Annotated in this window: 18 protein-coding genes; 14 read left to right on the plus strand and 4 right to left on the minus strand. The window is 43.9% G+C overall.

Annotated elements, in window-relative coordinates; genetic code table 11:
- Positions 1-164: 164 nt before the first annotated feature.
- On the minus strand, positions 165-1,508 hold the full coding sequence (locus K7399_RS01010; RefSeq protein ID WP_128166293.1) for a glycoside-pentoside-hexuronide (GPH):cation symporter: 1,344 nt from the start codon (positions 1,506-1,508) through the stop codon (positions 165-167).
- A gap of 294 nt (positions 1,509-1,802) precedes the next feature.
- Between K7399_RS01010 and K7399_RS01015 the strand changes: the two genes are divergently transcribed.
- Together K7399_RS01015 and K7399_RS01020 are read left to right on the plus strand one after the other, a co-directional pair.
- Positions 1,803-2,843 (plus strand): LacI family DNA-binding transcriptional regulator, encoded by a 1,041-nt coding sequence (locus K7399_RS01015; RefSeq protein WP_128166295.1) that lies wholly within the window; start codon positions 1,803-1,805, stop codon positions 2,841-2,843.
- Between the two features lie 115 nt (positions 2,844-2,958).
- The gene (locus K7399_RS01020; RefSeq protein ID WP_128166297.1) at positions 2,959-4,644 is read left to right on the plus strand and encodes a glycoside hydrolase family 13 protein; all 1,686 of its coding nucleotides are present in this window, start codon (positions 2,959-2,961) and stop codon (positions 4,642-4,644) included.
- 92 nt (positions 4,645-4,736) lie between these two features.
- On the opposite strand, the gene K7399_RS01025 is transcribed toward K7399_RS01020, so the two are convergent.
- Positions 4,737-5,438, minus strand: a complete 702-nt coding sequence (locus K7399_RS01025; protein WP_128166299.1) for an alpha/beta hydrolase — start codon at positions 5,436-5,438, stop codon at positions 4,737-4,739.
- Between the two features lie 130 nt (positions 5,439-5,568).
- Between K7399_RS01025 and K7399_RS01030 the strand changes: the two genes are divergently transcribed.
- Positions 5,569-6,345, plus strand: coding sequence for an alpha/beta fold hydrolase (locus K7399_RS01030; protein WP_128166301.1), 777 nt, complete (start codon positions 5,569-5,571; stop codon positions 6,343-6,345).
- A gap of 100 nt (positions 6,346-6,445) precedes the next feature.
- Here K7399_RS01030 and splB read toward each other — a convergent pair whose 3' ends face one another.
- Together splB and K7399_RS01040 are read right to left on the minus strand one after the other, a co-directional pair.
- Positions 6,446-7,474, minus strand: coding sequence for a spore photoproduct lyase (splB, locus tag K7399_RS01035; RefSeq protein WP_128166303.1), 1,029 nt, complete (start codon positions 7,472-7,474; stop codon positions 6,446-6,448).
- Positions 7,475-7,491: 17 nt separating this feature from the next.
- Complete coding sequence (locus tag K7399_RS01040; RefSeq protein ID WP_028975713.1) at positions 7,492-7,725, minus strand: transcriptional regulator SplA domain-containing protein; 234 nt, start codon at positions 7,723-7,725, stop codon at positions 7,492-7,494.
- 482 nt (positions 7,726-8,207) lie between these two features.
- Here K7399_RS01040 and K7399_RS01045 point away from each other — a divergent pair, with 482 nt between their 5' ends.
- From K7399_RS01045 to K7399_RS01100, 11 genes are all read left to right on the plus strand, one after another.
- Entirely contained in the window at positions 8,208-8,501 is a 294-nt protein-coding gene (locus K7399_RS01045; protein ID WP_028983688.1) for a WXG100 family type VII secretion target, read from the plus strand.
- Between the two features lie 259 nt (positions 8,502-8,760).
- Positions 8,761-9,189, plus strand: a complete 429-nt coding sequence (locus K7399_RS01050) for a DUF5082 family protein (RefSeq protein ID WP_128166307.1) — start codon at positions 8,761-8,763, stop codon at positions 9,187-9,189.
- A complete protein-coding gene (locus K7399_RS01055; protein WP_128166309.1) occupies positions 9,189-9,443 on the plus strand; it encodes a DUF5344 family protein in 255 nt (84 codons plus the stop codon). Before K7399_RS01050 ends, K7399_RS01055 begins: the two co-directional genes overlap by 1 nt.
- On the plus strand, positions 9,440-11,578 hold the full coding sequence (locus tag K7399_RS01060; protein WP_128166311.1) for a ribonuclease YeeF family protein: 2,139 nt from the start codon (positions 9,440-9,442) through the stop codon (positions 11,576-11,578). The genes K7399_RS01055 and K7399_RS01060 overlap by 4 nt, the downstream gene beginning before the upstream one ends.
- A 24-nt stretch (positions 11,579-11,602) precedes the next feature.
- Complete coding sequence (locus K7399_RS01065) at positions 11,603-12,022, plus strand: hypothetical protein (RefSeq protein ID WP_037562638.1); 420 nt, start codon at positions 11,603-11,605, stop codon at positions 12,020-12,022.
- Between the two features lie 270 nt (positions 12,023-12,292).
- Positions 12,293-12,517, plus strand: coding sequence for a hypothetical protein (locus K7399_RS01070; protein WP_028975710.1), 225 nt, complete (start codon positions 12,293-12,295; stop codon positions 12,515-12,517).
- 81 nt (positions 12,518-12,598) lie between these two features.
- On the plus strand, positions 12,599-13,357 hold the full coding sequence (locus tag K7399_RS01075; RefSeq protein ID WP_206612222.1) for a TNT domain-containing protein: 759 nt from the start codon (positions 12,599-12,601) through the stop codon (positions 13,355-13,357).
- The gene (locus K7399_RS01080) at positions 13,357-13,689 is read left to right on the plus strand and encodes an Imm59 family immunity protein (RefSeq protein ID WP_028975708.1); all 333 of its coding nucleotides are present in this window, start codon (positions 13,357-13,359) and stop codon (positions 13,687-13,689) included. Before K7399_RS01075 ends, K7399_RS01080 begins: the two co-directional genes overlap by 1 nt.
- 108 nt (positions 13,690-13,797) lie before the next feature.
- Complete coding sequence (locus tag K7399_RS16195; RefSeq protein WP_276530164.1) at positions 13,798-14,589, plus strand: pre-toxin TG domain-containing protein; 792 nt, start codon at positions 13,798-13,800, stop codon at positions 14,587-14,589.
- A gap of 353 nt (positions 14,590-14,942) precedes the next feature.
- Entirely contained in the window at positions 14,943-15,377 is a 435-nt protein-coding gene (locus K7399_RS01095) for an SMI1/KNR4 family protein (protein ID WP_028975706.1), read from the plus strand.
- A gap of 197 nt (positions 15,378-15,574) precedes the next feature.
- The gene (locus K7399_RS01100) at positions 15,575-16,414 is read left to right on the plus strand and encodes a pre-toxin TG domain-containing protein (protein ID WP_028975705.1); all 840 of its coding nucleotides are present in this window, start codon (positions 15,575-15,577) and stop codon (positions 16,412-16,414) included.
- Positions 16,415-16,437: the final 23 nt, after the last annotated feature.

The raw sequence follows: 16,437 nt of genomic DNA on the forward strand, positions 1-16,437 counted from the left end.
TCCTCGTGATGAAACGCTAAAAATGCAAAGGGTTCGTTTGACTGAAAATTGCTGCCCCTGCGTTTAGTTTAGCTTAGCTTATCAACAGAAAAACGGTCCAAATCCGATAAATATCAATGGGTTTGGACCGTTTATGGCTGCAAAACATTAGCCTGTTTCTAACGTCAAGCATCAACGGTATGGTGCTGTTTGTTGAGCTCGCGAATGATCTGAGTCTCGTGTTTGTCAACATGGTGAAAACACAGGGCAAGGGCAGCAATGGCAAAGCCAATGGCCGGCAGCCAGACAAAGTTGAATTCGATTGCAGTCAGAGCCGCTGAAGACTGAACGGTACCAGGTGTATAGCCTGCATGGGACATGATCAATGCGGATACGGCACCACCGATGCCCATGCCGAATTTCGCTGCAAAGCTTGAAGCGGATGTAAGCAGTCCTTGCGCACGTACGCCACTTCTCCATTCACCGTAATCAACCGTGTCGGCAAGCATCACCGACATCAGTCCGAAGATGAAGCCGAACCCTAATTGAACGACGATGGTTCCGCTAATAACGGCGGTAATGTTACTTGCATGAGCACCAATGCCGGTGATCATTTGGCCGAAAATTCCGAGTCCAAGTCCTAACGCCATTGTGTTGCGTTTCCCGCTATGTTTCGCTATCATCGGGATAAAAAAGATCGAAATCATCGAAACAAAACTAAGCGACATCACAATTGGAACCAAGTCGGAACGGTTCAGATTATAATTAAAATAATAAACGGTGGTTTGCTGCCGAATTGTAAAAGCAAGAAAATAAATCAAGTTGATGATGATCATCACAAACCAGGGAATGTTGCCTTTTATCGCTTTAATCCCATCTTTAAAACGGACAATACCTTTGCTGGATTGCACCCGTTCTCTCGTGTTTTTAAACGTGATTAGGAACATGACCAGAGCGATACCAGCAAAAATCATCATCGTTAAGAAAAATCCTTTTTTGTCATTTCCACTTCCTAAAACGCTTACAATTGGAAGCGCAGCAACAGATACAACGAGACTACCCACGTTACCGCAGATGGAGCGTACAGAGCCAAGCACGGTTCGTTCTTGGCTGTTACTGGTCAGACTCGGCAAGATCGAGGTGATGGGAATATTGATCCCTGAATAGAGAATACCAACAAGGATATAAGTGACATAAGCATAGATGACTTTTCCTGCCGGACTTAAATCCGGGGTCGTGAATGTAAGAACAGCCAAAACGGAGAAAGGGACGGCCAGCCATAGAAAATAAGGGCGGCTTTTGCCCCACTTGGTGTTGGTACGATCGATGAGAATACCGAAGAGCGGTCCATCGAAGGCATCAATCGCTCTGGCTACAAGAAACAATGTACCAACGGTCGCAACGCTTAATCCATAGACATCGGTGTAAAAGTACATTAAGTAAGTGGTAATCAAACCAAATACGAGATTACTCGCTGTATCACTTAAACCATAGCTTACGCGCTCTTTCCATGAAACAACATTGTTCATGATTCACCCTCCTAGGTTTTATGAATGATACGAAAAAGCAGTTAAGAAAATCTCAAATCAATAGTAAACGCTTACGTAAAACGTTTACATCGCTAATGTATTCTGATTCTTTAAAAATGTCAAGCTGAAAATCTGGAACTGTCTCTTCTTTTTAAAGCAAAAATTCATAAAAAAAGTCCGGTGGATAGCTCGAAAATTCACCAAAAGGATGCTTTGCGGGTCAAAAAAACTTGACAAAATGAAGAAAAGTATGTAATTTTAGCCTTGAGTAAACGTTTACAAAAAGGTGATCCAATGAATGCGACGATTAAAGACGTTGCCCGTGCAGCAAAGGTTTCCATCGCGACCGTCTCACGAATCTTGAATAATCAACCCGGTTATAGTTTGAAAACAAAACAACGCGTGCTCAAAGCGATCAAGACCTTGAACTATCAGCCCAATGCTGTTGCGAGAGGCTTGATCAATAAAAAAACGAGAACGCTGGGGATTCTTGTTCCCAATGTATCGAGCATGTTTTCATCGCTGCTTCTAAAAGGTGTTGAGGATGCAGCCTATACGAGAGGGTATAGTGTGATCATGTGTCATACCGCAAACAGTGGTGTGCGAACGATGGATTACCTGCATGTTTTGAAAGAAAAACGGGTGGATGGGCTGCTTTTTACCAGTGAAGTACTTAAGGACGCTTATTATGATGAGATTCGCAGAATGGGTGTTCCGCTTGTGTTGCTGGCGACGCAGTCTTTGAACGATTCGATTCCCTACGTGAAAGTGGATGACCGGATGGCTGCTTATCATGCAGTCCGTTATCTTATCGCAAAAGGACACACGAAAATTGGCATGATCAGTGGGAATAAAGAGGATCGGATCGCCGGGCAGCCAAGAATCGACGGATTTATCCAAGCATTGAAGGATCACAACCTTTCCTTTAATCAGAAGCAGATTGTCTACGGGCCCAGTTTTTCTTTTGATGATGGAAAACGATTATTGCTGGACCTGCTCAGTAAAAACAGGGGATTAACCGCCATCTTTGCGGCCAGTGATTTTCTAGCCGTTGGGGCACTCTCAGCGGCTTATTCCTCTGGGCTGCGTGTTCCTGATGATCTATCAATTATCGGTTACGACAATCTGGAAATTGCAAAAATGTCGCTTCCACCATTAACGACAGTAGGACAGCCGCTTTTTCAAATTGGAAGTGTCGGCGGCATGATGCTGATCGACATTATTGAGGACAAAGGAAATGTCGAAGGACGGATTCTGCCGCATCAAATTATTGAGCGGCAAACGGTCAGCGAACGATCAAAAGCGTTGACTGAGAAAAATTATGATAAGCAATGAAAATGAGCCCTTTTTTTTACAAAGGGGGTATGAAGAGCGTTTTGCTTCTCTTTTTTGGTGGATGAACGTAAACGTTTACGATGATCACTTTAACTTTAGAGAAAGGGTGGTTTTAATGGAAAAGAACTGGTGGAAAGAAAGTGTTGTCTATCAAATCTACCCGCGCAGTTTCAAAGACAGTAATGGAGACGGTATCGGTGATCTGCCGGGAATCTTGTCTAAACTCGATTATCTGAAAGCATTAGGTATCGATGTCGTCTGGCTTTCGCCCGTCTATCAATCGCCAAATGATGATAATGGATATGACATCAGCAATTACCGGGAAATTATGGATGATTTCGGTACTTTAGAAGACTGGGAGAAGCTGCTTCAGGGCATGCATGAACGCGGGATCCGTCTGGTTATGGATCTCGTTGTTAATCATACTTCCGACGAGCACGCGTACTTTGTTGAATCACGCAAATCAAAGGATAATCCTTATCGCGATTACTATATCTGGCGCCCACCGTTAAATGGGAAGCAGCCAACGGATTGGACCTCCGCATTCAGCGGTTCGGCATGGGCCTATGATGAACGCACGGGTGAGTATTACCTTCATCTGTTCTCGAAAAAACAGCCCGATCTGAATTGGGAAAATCCGAAAGTCCGCCATTCCGTATTTGAGATGATGAAATTCTGGCTGGATAAGGGTGTTGACGGATTCCGGATGGATGTCATCAATATGATTTCAAAAACAGAGTTCCTCGCGCCTTACGATGAATTTGTTAACGGTACTGCAAAAAACAAGGCTTATCAGCCGAACGGTCCTCGCGTTCATGATTATCTGCAGGAAATGAACCGTACCGTCCTGTCTAAGTACGACATCATGACCGTTGGTGAATGCCCAGGTGTCACGCCGGAAATTGCGCAGCGCTATACCGGTACCGATCGCAAAGAGCTCAACATGGTTTTTCAGTTTGAACATATGGGGCTTGATCATCAAGAAGGAAAAGAAAAATGGGATTTGAAGCCTCTTAATCTATTAGACTTAAAAGAAAACCTGAGCAAATGGCAGAAGGCCCTTCATGAAAAGGGTTGGAACAGTCTGTACTGGAACAATCATGATCAGCCGCGGATTGTTTCTCGGTTCGGCAATGACGGAGAGTATCGCGCGGAATCGGCTAAAATGCTGGGCACTTTACTGCACATGATGCAGGGGACACCCTATATTTATCAGGGCGAGGAAATTGGGATGACCGATGTCCGTTTTCCGGCCATTGATGATTATCGCGACATTGAAACATTGAACATGTATCAGGAACGTGTCCACGAACAAGGCGCCGATCCTGCAGAGGTCATGCGGTCAATCTATGCCAAGAGCAGGGACAATGCACGGACGCCGATGCAATGGGACGACTCGGAACAAGCCGGGTTTACATCCGGAACGCCGTGGATTGCCGTTAATCCCAATTATCCATCGATCAATGTGAAGCAAGCGCTCGAAGACAAACAATCGATTTTCTATTATTATAAGAAATTGATTGCACTGCGCAAGAAATATGAGATCATCGTCTACGGTGACTACGCGTTGATCTTGCCGGAGCATCCGCATGTTTTTGCTTATCAACGTACCCTGAATGGTCAGATGCTGCTCGTCCTCTGCAATTTTTATGAGAATAAAGAAACGGTTACTCTACCTGAGTTTTCAAAGTACAGCACGGAGCAACTTCTAATCAGCAACTATCCCGATGATGGAGCAAGCGAGCTCATCGAAACGCTTGAGCTAAAGCCGTATGAAGCCAAGGTCTATCTGTGTTCTTAACGGCTGAAAAATAAATGAAATAAAGCCAACAAAAGGCAGAATGCTGAGAAACCAGCTTCTGCTTTTTGTGTAAACTGATTTCCTATGGATGATTAAGTTCGATGCTTGTTTAGAAACAGCGTCACAAATTGGATGACCTTGTCACGCTCATCGCCTTGACAAATGTGATGCCGCGCATGAGGCAGATAGTGCAGTTCTTTTTCGTTCGAAGCAGCCGCGTGAAAAATCAGTTCAGCGCTTTTCGGATCGATGGTTTCATCCCGTTTCCCGTGAATGATGCAAATTGGGACATGAATGTTATGGAAAATCCGTTTTGCCTGCCCGACCACTTTGCGAAACTGAAAGACATTGGCAACCGGAATCTTTTGAGTGAATTGCGAAGGGTTGAGCAGTTCCGGATCATCGTCTTCCGGTCTTCTTTTCTTCCGTTGATGAAATCTTTCCCATCTCATTTTGAAGACATGAGGGGTCAGCACATAAACAGCTGGAGAAAGCAAGACAAGAGAAGCGATCGGATACTTGGAAGCCATAATTGAGGCGATCATCGCACCCATTGAAAAACCGATCAGATGAATTTCTTTCTTATCGTCTTTTGCGCGTGTAACCATTTTTTCAATCGCTTGCAGCCAGTCTCGCGCAGTGATCTTTTCCATATGCTTTTTGTCCCGATCATGACCGGGCAAAAGCGGGGTGATGACATCAAATCCGGAATGTTCGAGCGCGTGCGCCAGCGGTTCCACTTCCCAAGGATTTTCGGCGAATCCATGAATAATAATGCATAATGGTTGCTTCATTTAATCACTTCCTTACACTCCTAGTCTGCCGTGTCCACAGTGCATCATTCCAGATTGCCCCAAAAAAATTGAATAAAAACAAACAGTTTGGGGGAAATTAGGTGCAATTCATTTCTCTGAGGTGACCGCGATGTCCTATTTCAAGGTAGATGATTGCCAACTCTACTACAACGTTCAAGGTCAAGGAATTCCGATCCTTTTCGTTCATCCTCCTTTACTGACCCATTTCAATTTTTTAAATCAAATGAAGGAACTATCTAAGAGTTATCAGATCATTACTTTCGACATACGCGGTCATGGAAGAAGTTCAGCAACGGATGAGGCCTTGACTTACCCACTCATCGCGGATGATATGCTGCATTTGCTTGATCATCTGAACATTCCTCAGGCCTATATCTGCGGTTATTCAACCGGCGGATCAATCGCGCTCGAGTTTTTCTTGAAGTATCAGAACCGGGCATTGGGCGGAATCCTGGTCAGCGGACTGTCTGAAGTCAGCAACGCGGCATTAAAAAGTAAACTGGTTCTGGCAGCGACACTCGCACGTTTCAAGGCGCTTTCTCTATTAGGTTTCTATATTGCCGGAACAAATATGGCGACACTTTCTTCGTTTTGGAAAATGTTGCGGGAAGAACGACGAGGATCGGGGAAAAATGTGGCCGAGTACTATCAATACAGTCTCTCCTACACCTGCACCAGTCAATTGAATCAGATTCAACTGCCCATATTACTGATTTTTGGGCGCCAAGATCACGGATTTTTTCGTTACGCAAAAATACTGCATGAACACCTGCCGAATAACGAACTGAAATGGATTCAAAACGTCAAACACCAAATTCCAACAAAGGCGGCGTCAGAACTCAACCGCTTTATTAAAGAGTTTGTAAAAAAGAAAGCAGCTAAGTAATGATGCGCTTTTCGATAGGACCTTTGATCAGGTCGCCGATGGTCACTAAAAAACGCGCAAAGCACAAAAAAACACAAGATTATGAAGATCCTGCGCTTTTTTACGTAAAATATGCCACCTCAGCATCTGGAAAATAGTGATGGATGTAGCCTTCAATTGTTTCTTGCAGCAGTGCTTCATCTTCTTTTTGATAGATGTATTTTCCGATCCCGTAGCGTCCCCATTTATAGCGGCGTTCGTCTTTATTCATGACCAGTTTTGAATTCGGGTAATTCTTTTCAATCACGCGTTTGGCCGGACCGGTGAAGCGATGCTGGATGAGTTCAAATGTGATCGGAACGGCCGTTTTTTCCGGAAACTGGTCATGCAGTGTTTCAAAAAGCTGGCGGTAGCCTTCCTGCCAGCCATCGTGAATGTAGATCGGTGCAATAATAAAGCCAAGCGGATAGCCGGCATCAGACACCTTTTTTGCCGCTTCGATCCGTTCAACTAGGCGGGATGTTCCTGCTTCGAAAAATTTAATCACGTACGCATCATTGAGGCTGAAACGAAATCGGGTTCGTCCGTTGTGTCGCGCGTCTAGTAAATGATCCACATGAGCGAACTTTGTCACAAAGCGCAGCTCGCCGAGATCTCGCGCGCCAAAAAATTCGATTGCCTTTTTCAGAGAATGGGTCAAGTGGTCAATGCCGACGATGTCAGAAGTACATGCCGCTTCGAATCGTGTGATCTCAGGTGCTCGTTCGGCCATGTATTGATCGGCGCGTTCGAGAATTTCATCGACGTTGACATAAGTTCTTATATACGGTTTCGATCCCATTGTGGTCTGCAGGTAGCAATAGTGGCAGTGACCCATGCATCCGGTTGCAAGCGGAATGGCATATTCGGCTGAAGGTTTGGAGCTTTGGAAGTCTAAGGTCTTTCTCACGCCAACGACCAAAGTTGATTTGGCGTTACGGTATTTTTGAAAATCATTATTCCCAGGTAAATTGCGTACTTGATTATGCGAGGTCGTTTCACGAATCTCGATCCCCATATTTTCAAATTTATCCTTTAGCGTTTGACCAAGCGGGTAGTCCAACGCACGTGGCTCAATGTAGACAAGCTGGGGAACAAAGGGCTTTACCATGAGTACTGCGCATCTCCTTAATCTTCATCATATATTTGCTTATATACGCGTTTCGCGTCGTCGATCGTTGGGAACACCGCGTCATCCTCGGCAAATTCATAGTACATATCATTTAGGGAGAGCACCTTGTCCTCTTTTTTATTCGGATTTTCAACTACTTCTGCTTCCTGAATCAATGTAGCGGTTGCTGTGTGCGGATTTCGGCAAATGACATAGACAAGATCGCCAACCCGTGTCTCCTCTTTTTTCAAATGGTTTACCCCCCGTTCAAATCGTATATCTATTAATTATGTCCAGAAAAAAACGGATTATGTTCTGGAATCAAGGCAGTGATTATAGAGACTCCTCAACGGCCAGAACCTCCATTTAATATGCTTTTTTTCTTGATTAGTAAAAAAGGCATGGTGTTTCTTGTCGAAACATGTCTAATATGCTTTGTTTGATGAAAATTCCCCATTAATTCAGGAGTTTTGGCTGTGTTCAAGGAGCCGTCACATTTTGTATACTACCAGTAACCAAGAAAAAACATCTCCGGTGAGACCCATACACGAAACACCTCAAGATTTTCTTCATTTTTCTTTCAAGCATAACGATGGCTAAGCGCAAAACCGTCTCAGGACGGATCCATATAATTTAAGAACTGTGATTTTTGAAGACTCTTGCATAACGCAAAGGTCGCTCCATTCTGTGAAGGTTCCAACACACATGCGACAAAACAAGGAGGCTATTTATTATGGCAGGACAAATTCGATTAACTCCAGAAGAATTGCGCAGTTACGCGGCTAAATATGGTCAGGAATCATCGAACACAGGCGAACTGATCGGTCGTCTCGACGGGATGATCAATCAACTGGCCCAAGTTTGGGAAGGTGCGTCCAGCCGCGCGTTCAAGGACCAATACGAACGGCTCCGTCCTTCATTCCAACAGATGCAGCAGCTCCTGGAAGACGTGAATCACCAACTCGCCAAGAGCGCGACGATCCTCGAAGATACCGACAACCAGATTGCCGGACAAATTAACGCTTAACGCGATACAAACAAAAGGACCGGGCTCTAGGTGGAGTCCGGTTTTTTTACATAGGTAATAAAGTTTATCGTTTTGCCTCGCTGGTACGACGATCAGGTAAGCGCAAATCCAAATCTGAAAAATAACCGGAAAAATCACCTTTATTTACCTGCGAAACAAGCGCCATGATGCATTTAAGCGGAAAATCTCCGTTATTTATAAAGGACCTAAATCCCCTGTGAATCTAGGGTTCAAGGTCAAAAGAAAGGAGGTGCGTCCCATGGGCGCATCGGCAACATTGAAGGCGATTTCCCGCACGCTGGCTCATCAGTCGGCAGCGGTGGACGACCAAATTGATCGATTAAAGCGAGCAAACCGCAAGCTGGGTCAGGAACAAGCGGCAGGGATGCATGCACTGCGCATCCTGACCAAGCCGGAACTTGGCTCGGATTGGACCGGATCCAAGGCGCGCACATTCCAAAAGAAACGTGATGTTGCTCAGGACAAACTGCGCGCGAAATTAACAACCAGTGTGGACAGTTATCAGCAGCGCATTGAGGCGAAAATCCATGAGTTGCAGCTGAAACGCGATTTTCTCGCCGGAACGCGTGCGATGGCCTACGAGGCAAGCGACTTGCTTCATAAAGGTGAAAAGGCAGCAGACACTCTGGAACATAAGTTATCTAAAATTAAAGGGCGGTTGTTCTAATGGTCCAAATTGAACTCAATACTCATGTTACAGAAGCACGTATTGCAGCGGCAGAGCAGGCACGCCAAGGTGTAGTGCCGCTCCAATCCGTCTCCTGCGGACGAAATCATCTCGCCGCGACCTCTGCTTGGCAGGAAGGCGAGCGGATGATGGCACAGCTTTTATCCGCCTACCTTGCTGGTGTACAAAAAAACATCTCCGATACGCAGGCGAACGTTGCGCTTCTGCAACGACAGGATGAGGCGATTAAATGAGAGCAAACCTAGGCGGTGCTTCTGGTTCGGCCACCGATACGCAAACGTATACGGCCGAATCGCTGATCGCGGCCGCTAAAGCACATGCCGCGCACTATCAAACGCTGCGTGGCCAATTCCATACCTTGCGTCACGCGTTCCAGCAAATCTCAGGACTTGGCCCTGACTTTCAGGGGAAAGGCGCCGAGGCAATCAAACAGTTCTATACCGCGCAAGTGAATGTGGTTGACGCCTGGCTACGGCTGATTGATAAGAAGATTGCCTACTACCAAGGCGTTTCCGGAACGATTGAGGAGAAAAATTTGGCTGGCGACACGCAGATTCAAGTGCCCTTTCTGAATGAAGATTTATCCATGGGGTATGCGCGCGCCAAAGAAATGGTGAGAGAACAACGGGCGGACATTTCCAAAACCCTAAGTAGTATTTCCGATCTGGTACCGATCAATGTCTTCTCCAACCATGAGGTGGATCAGGCACTGGACGTCGCCGATAAAAAACGTGCGCAAACGGTGCTTGACGTTCAGGATCTCGACCAGAACCTGACCAATGAATACCGACAAGTGAATGAAGACCTGCCCTACATCGCGTCGCTGTATGGCGAGCTGATCAATGCTACGCGGCAAGGCGCGGACGTTCAGCCGATGCACTTTAATGCGCAAGCCTACCACGACAGCAAAATCGTTCACGTTCAAGATGAAATGAAAAAGGAGACACAACACTATCTCCGGTACAAGCAGCAGCAGGAAACGGTTCGTGAGATGGAGAAGCAAAGAGAAGCGGAAGTCAACCGGCCATGGTATCAAAAGGCGGGTTCCGCTGTTGCCACATTTGCCGGTGAGCTCTCCGGCTATTATGATTATCTTAGAGCGGTCGAGGGTGTTGATCCGGAGACCGGACGAAAGCTGAGCGCCGGCGAACGCGTAGCCGCCGGGGCCATGGCGGCCTCAACATTCATCCCAATCATCGGCTGGGGCGGACGGATTGCCAAAGGCGGCGCGGCCATCTACAAAACGGCGCGCGGCATGGAAGCAGCCGGAAAAGCACTAAATGCCAACGAACAAGCAAACCGAACGCTCAAGGTCCTCAGCCAAAGTGAAAAAGGAATCAACGCCCTGTTCGCTGCAAACGGCATCACCCAAGCCGCCACCGGCAGAGATCTGTTCGGCAAGCAACTGACCAAGGAAGAGCAACAAAACAGCCTCCTTCAAGGCGTGTTCATGATGAACCTCTTCACCCGGAAACTCGTCATCTCACCTGTACAGAAAGCGATCGTGCATGAGCAAGGGCAAGCGTTTAAAGACCATGTGACTAAGATTGTGCACAATGCAAGAGGGACTGTGCGGTCAAGTAAATGGAAACCGGCGATGACCGGAGTATCCAATGGCTTCACGAAGATGGGTGATGATGTAGAGGATACAGCGAAAACGCATCGCATGGCGAAAAGTGAAATGGATGTTACCCAAGCAGACGAAGTGAGCAAAGATAAAATTGAAGGTTCAAGAAAAAATGAAGTTCATGGTATCGAACTAGATAGATCTAACCATGGAAGATATACAAACAGATTAGATTATTTGCATAATAAATTTGGAGCAATGTCTGCAAGTGAATTACACGCTGAAATTAATAGGCGTCAGTTAAGAAGAATGTTAGAAGATTATAGTCCATCTGATTATGCGAGAAACTGGCAGGGAAGTACTCCTTATTTTGGAATAGATGAGTATGTAGATAAATTTTATTCAAAGGGTACCGTACTATATGCAGGAGAACCATCTCCTTCAGGGTATTTTTCAGAAAATGAGGTTATCTTGAACTCCGGAAAGGATGCACAAAAACTCTTTGAGGGTCTACAAGTAAAACCCTTTTTTGCTGAAGGTATGGATAAAGCGATTTACAGAGAGAAAATGGGAGCATATCGATTAAATGCTGATTTAATAGGAGCAAATGGTTTCGCAAAAGCAAATCCACAGTTTGGAAAAGGTGGCTTAGAACAAATTTTTATGCCTGATTTTCAAGAGTTATTGCATAATAAATTTATAAGTAGAATTGATGGTGGAGAAATAGAGCTGAAAAATATAGAGGTATCATTAGATGAGTATGACGAAATGTTAGAGAAAGTAGAATTATTATCTAAATGAAATAGTTTAAGAGGTGTTTAAGTTATGAATAGCAACGGAGAAATAAGTGAGGGTTTGGGGCCAAATATTACAAAGGAAAAATTTTTAAGTCATTTTGGGACAAAGTTATATTGTAATAATTCTACTAAGAATATTTTTCGATTTAAGGAAACGATTAAAATTAATGATGCATCATTTTGGATAAATGTTATTTTTGATGACAATCGAATGAAAATAGTTGAATTAAGTGATGCTAATGAAACATTTCAAAACTCATATAATGATTGGTCGAATTATCGAAACAAGAAAAAAAGAGAAGCACACGATAGGTGGCTCTTACAACAATTAGGGAGACCGGTTGAAAAAAAAACAAATGCATTAACTTTTAATCGGAGTTGGGGAAGTGCTACTTCCTATACTGATATGAAAAATGGCGAAGTGAAAATTATGATATCTTATAAATAAATTAGCTTGCAAGTCTTCTAAAGAATCACAGGAACAAAAATGATGAATGCCAAAAGCTAGTAAAGGTGAACAATGTATGGAGTATCTAAATCTCATTTTAAGCAAATAGGCTATTCTTTACTCTGTAACCACGCCACGCTCCAAAGAATCAATAAGTAAAATTTGAAGAAGTAAGAGACTATGTTTACTTAATTCATATGGGACCAATTAAATAAAAGACAATAATAACAGCACCTTATCATAAATCATAAATGTGAGAGTGCTCTTTTTTTGCTTAAATGTAAGGTGAGCAAAAGCAGCGCAGCCATCTACAAAACGGCGCGCGGCATGGAAGCAGCCGGAAAAGCACTAAATGCCAACGAACAAGCAAACCGAACGCTCAAGGTCCTCAGCCAAAGTGAAAAAGGAATCAACGCCCTGTTCGCTGCAAACGGCATCACCCAAGCCGCCACCGGCAGAGATCTGTTCGGCAAGCAACTGACCAAGGAAGAGTAACAAAACAGCCTCCTTCAAGGCGTGTTCATGATGAACCTCTTCACCCGGAAACTCGTCATCTCACCTGCACAGAAAGCGATCGTGCATGAGCAAGGGCAAGCGTTTAAAGACCATGTGACTAAGATTGTGCACAATGCAAGTGAGGCTGTGGGGGCAAGTAAATGGAAACCGGCAATGGCCGGAGTATCCAATGATTTCGCCAAGATAAGTGATGGTGCGGAGAATATAGTGAAGACGCGTAGTATGGCGAAAGTTGATGAGGTTAGGAAATCCAGCGGGGCTAACAGTAGTTTTACACCTAAAAAAGTGGTTCTAAGTAATGGAGAGATAGCTTTTACTTCTAAAGAAGGTGTACTTGTGCGTTCGTCGAATTATTTGGATGAAGCAGGTAACATTAAATGGCCAGAAGCAGATGGTTTTGTTGTTGACAGTAATGGCAAAGCTATAACCTTTAACGCCAATCTAAAATCAGGTCAAATTATTGATAGATATGGTGATGTAACAGGGAGGTTTACTAGTCCTTTGGTTAACGGAGAACCAATACCCTATGATTCTAGAGCCCTTCCATATCCGGAAAGTACTATGGGTTATCATAGATATGAAGTTGTTAAAGACATAAATATTGAAAATATGACCAAAGGTTTTGAACGGTTATCACAATTGGAGAAAACTGAATTAAGTATTTTGATGGAAAGATATAATTTTTCATTAGCTGATATGGCAAATGCACAAAAAGGGACAATATCAGAAGTCTTCGGTTCTGGTGGGGGAATTCAAATTAAATTTGAGTCATCAGTTGATTGGTATGAAAAATTAGGACTGATAAAGGAGATAAAATAATGGATATGCTCAGTGATAAAAAAAAATTACTTAATAGAGAAATTCAGAAATTAGGTTATGATAGTCTACGTGTAGCTATTTTTAATCAAAAAGATAAGAATAGGATGGAGTGGCAAACAAGAATTGAGTATGATTTAGATACAGGAATATATCAAATTTATTCTTTGGGAGATAGAGCTAGTTTGATTGGAAAAATCACTAATTATACAGACTTTGACAGTGCAAAAAATATTTTTTTAAATAAATTAGAATTAACGGTCAAGTATAATAAGTTAAGGGTTAGCAGAGGGAAACAGCCAGAGTACTCTTCTCCACTATGGGACGGTGAATGACAGACAATTAAATTTTATTCTTGCTGCAAGAATAAAATTTTGATAGTCAATTAATAACTAAAACTTGAAACATCAATAACATCCTTCATTCCTCGTCAGATAACGAAAATCAATCGGCCATGGTATCAAAAGGCGGGTTCCGCTGTTGCCACATTTGCCGGCGAGCTGTCCGGCTACTATGATTATCTTAGAGCGGTTGAAGGCGTTGATCCGGAGACCGGACGAAAGCTGAGCGCCGGCGAACGCGTAGCCGCCGGGGCCATGGCGGTCTCAACATTCATTCCAATCATCGGCTGGGGCGGACGGATTGCCAAAGGCGGCGCGGCCATCTACAAAACGGCGCGCGGCATGGAAGCAGCCGGAAAAGCACTAAATGCCAACGAACAAGCAAACCGAACGCTCAAGGTCCTCAGCCAAAGTGAAAAAGGAATCAACGCCCTGCTCGCTGCAAACGGCATCACCCAAGCCGCGACTGGCAGAGACCTGTTTGGCAAACAGCTGACCAAGAAAGAGCAAAGAAGCAGCCTCTTTCAAGGCGTGTTCATGATGAACCTCTTCACCCGGAAACTCGTCATCTCACCTGCACAGAAAGCGATCGTGCATGAGCAAGGCCAGGCGTTTAAAGACCATGTGACAAAGATTGTGCACAATGCAAGTGAGGCTGTGGGGGCAAGTAAATGGAAACCGGCAATGGCCGGAGTATCCAATGATTTCGCCAAGATAAGTGATGGTGCGGAGAATATAGCGAAGACGCATCATATGGCGAAAGTTGATGGGTATGGGAATTTTAGTGAGGTTGAGAAAGCGAGTAGACTTGATGGAACTTTAATAAGAGATTATGTTAGGGATATAGAAATACAAACTGGTAGAAAGCTAAATAATTCTCAGGAGAAAAACTGAAAAATGCTCTTAGAAACAATAAGTACACCAAACTATCTACGCAAGAAACCAAAATACACAGACGAAAATTTAATAGAATAAAGGATTCGTTAATTAATGAATGGGAGGAGAATACCGATCAAAAATGGCCAACGTATGAGGAGGATGTTCTTTCTGAGAAAACCGGAAAGGTTCTCAGAAAGAAGGGAGATCCTTATGATGCTCACCATATAATTGAAAACTCATATGGCGGAGAACATGAATGGTGGAATATGCATCCTGCTAGGTTCCCAAATGAACACCAAACTGGAATACATGGTTCTGAATCACCAGCTAGTGAACTATTCAAATAAATTTTTAAGGGGGAAATTTTTATGAATTACGAATACTTAGTGACTAATAAAAATAATACCTTTTTTCCAGTATCACTAAACGAAATAGAAGGGGTTGAGAAGGAACTATCTTTGAAAATTCCTAAAGAGCTGAAAAATTTTTTCCTAAATGTTGGTTATGGATTTATTAATAAAAATAAATATAACATTAATCGTTTGATGGACCCGTATTCTATAAGAGATTTCAAATTAAAACAAAATGATTATGAATTTTTTCCTGATATTGAGGTTTATGATGATTTAGAAGATGAATTAATTTTTTTTGAAGCAAATGAAACTGCGATGATATCAATAAAATTATCCGATGCTGAACAAAGCCAGATTTATTATGATGATTCTAAAATTGCAGATTCGTTGGAAGAATTTTTGGGGAAAATATCAGAAAATGATATGTATTACATGAATCTAATAGGTTGATTGTCCAAATGGATATCATTTAAAATCATGAAATAGCGCTCTCTTAAGGTTTACAGATAAGCAGCTTGCATCTGTATCCTTAGAGAGTTTTTTATTTATTCACGCCGCCCATCAATTAAAAATCTGGCCTACATTGCATCACTGTATGGCGAGCTGATCAATGCCACTACAAGCAGCAGCAGGAAACGGTTCGTGAGATGGAGAAGCAAAGAGAAGCGAAAATCAATCGGCCATGGTATCAAAAGGCGGGTTCTGCTGTTGCCACATTTGCCGGCGAGCTGTCCGGCTATTATGATTATCTTAGAGCGGTTGAAGGCGTTGATCCCGAGACCGGACGAAAGCTGAGCGCCGCCGGAGCCATGGCAGCCTCAACGTTCATCCCGATCATCGGCTGGGGCGGACGGATTGCCAAAGGCGGCGCAGCCATCTACAAAACGGCGCGCGGCATGGAGGCAGCCGGCAAAGCACTAAATGCCTACGACCAAGCAAACCGAACGCTCAAGGTCCTCAGCCAAAGTGAAAAAGGAATCAACGCCCTGCTCGCTGCAAACGGCATCACCCAAGCCGCGACCGGCAGAGACCTGTTTGGCAAACAGCTGACCAAGGAAGAGCAACAAAACAGCCTCCTTCAAGGCGTGTTCATGATGAACCTCTTCACCCGGAAACTCGTCATCTCACCTGCACAGAAAGCGATCGTGCATGAGCAGGGTCAAGCGTTTAAAGACCATGTGACTAAGATTGTGCACAATGCAAGAGGGACTGTGCGGTCAAGTAAATGGAAACCGGCGATGACCGGAGTATCCAAGGGCTTCACGAAGATGGGTGATGATGTAGAGGATACAGCGAAAACGCATCGCATGGCGAAAGTTGATGGGTATGGGAATTTTAGTGAGATTGAGAAAGCGAGTAGACTTGATGGAACTTTAATAAGAGATTATGTTAGGGATATAGAAATACAAACTGGTAGAAAGTTAAATAATTCTCAGGTAGAAAAACTGAAAAATGCTCTTAGACCTGCATTTTTCGATTATAATTAACGAAGCAACACGTTGGGGTGATT

The sequence above is a fragment of the Sporolactobacillus terrae genome (assembly GCF_019930545.1).
Classification (GTDB): Bacteria; Bacillota; Bacilli; order Bacillales; family Sporolactobacillaceae; genus Sporolactobacillus; species Sporolactobacillus terrae.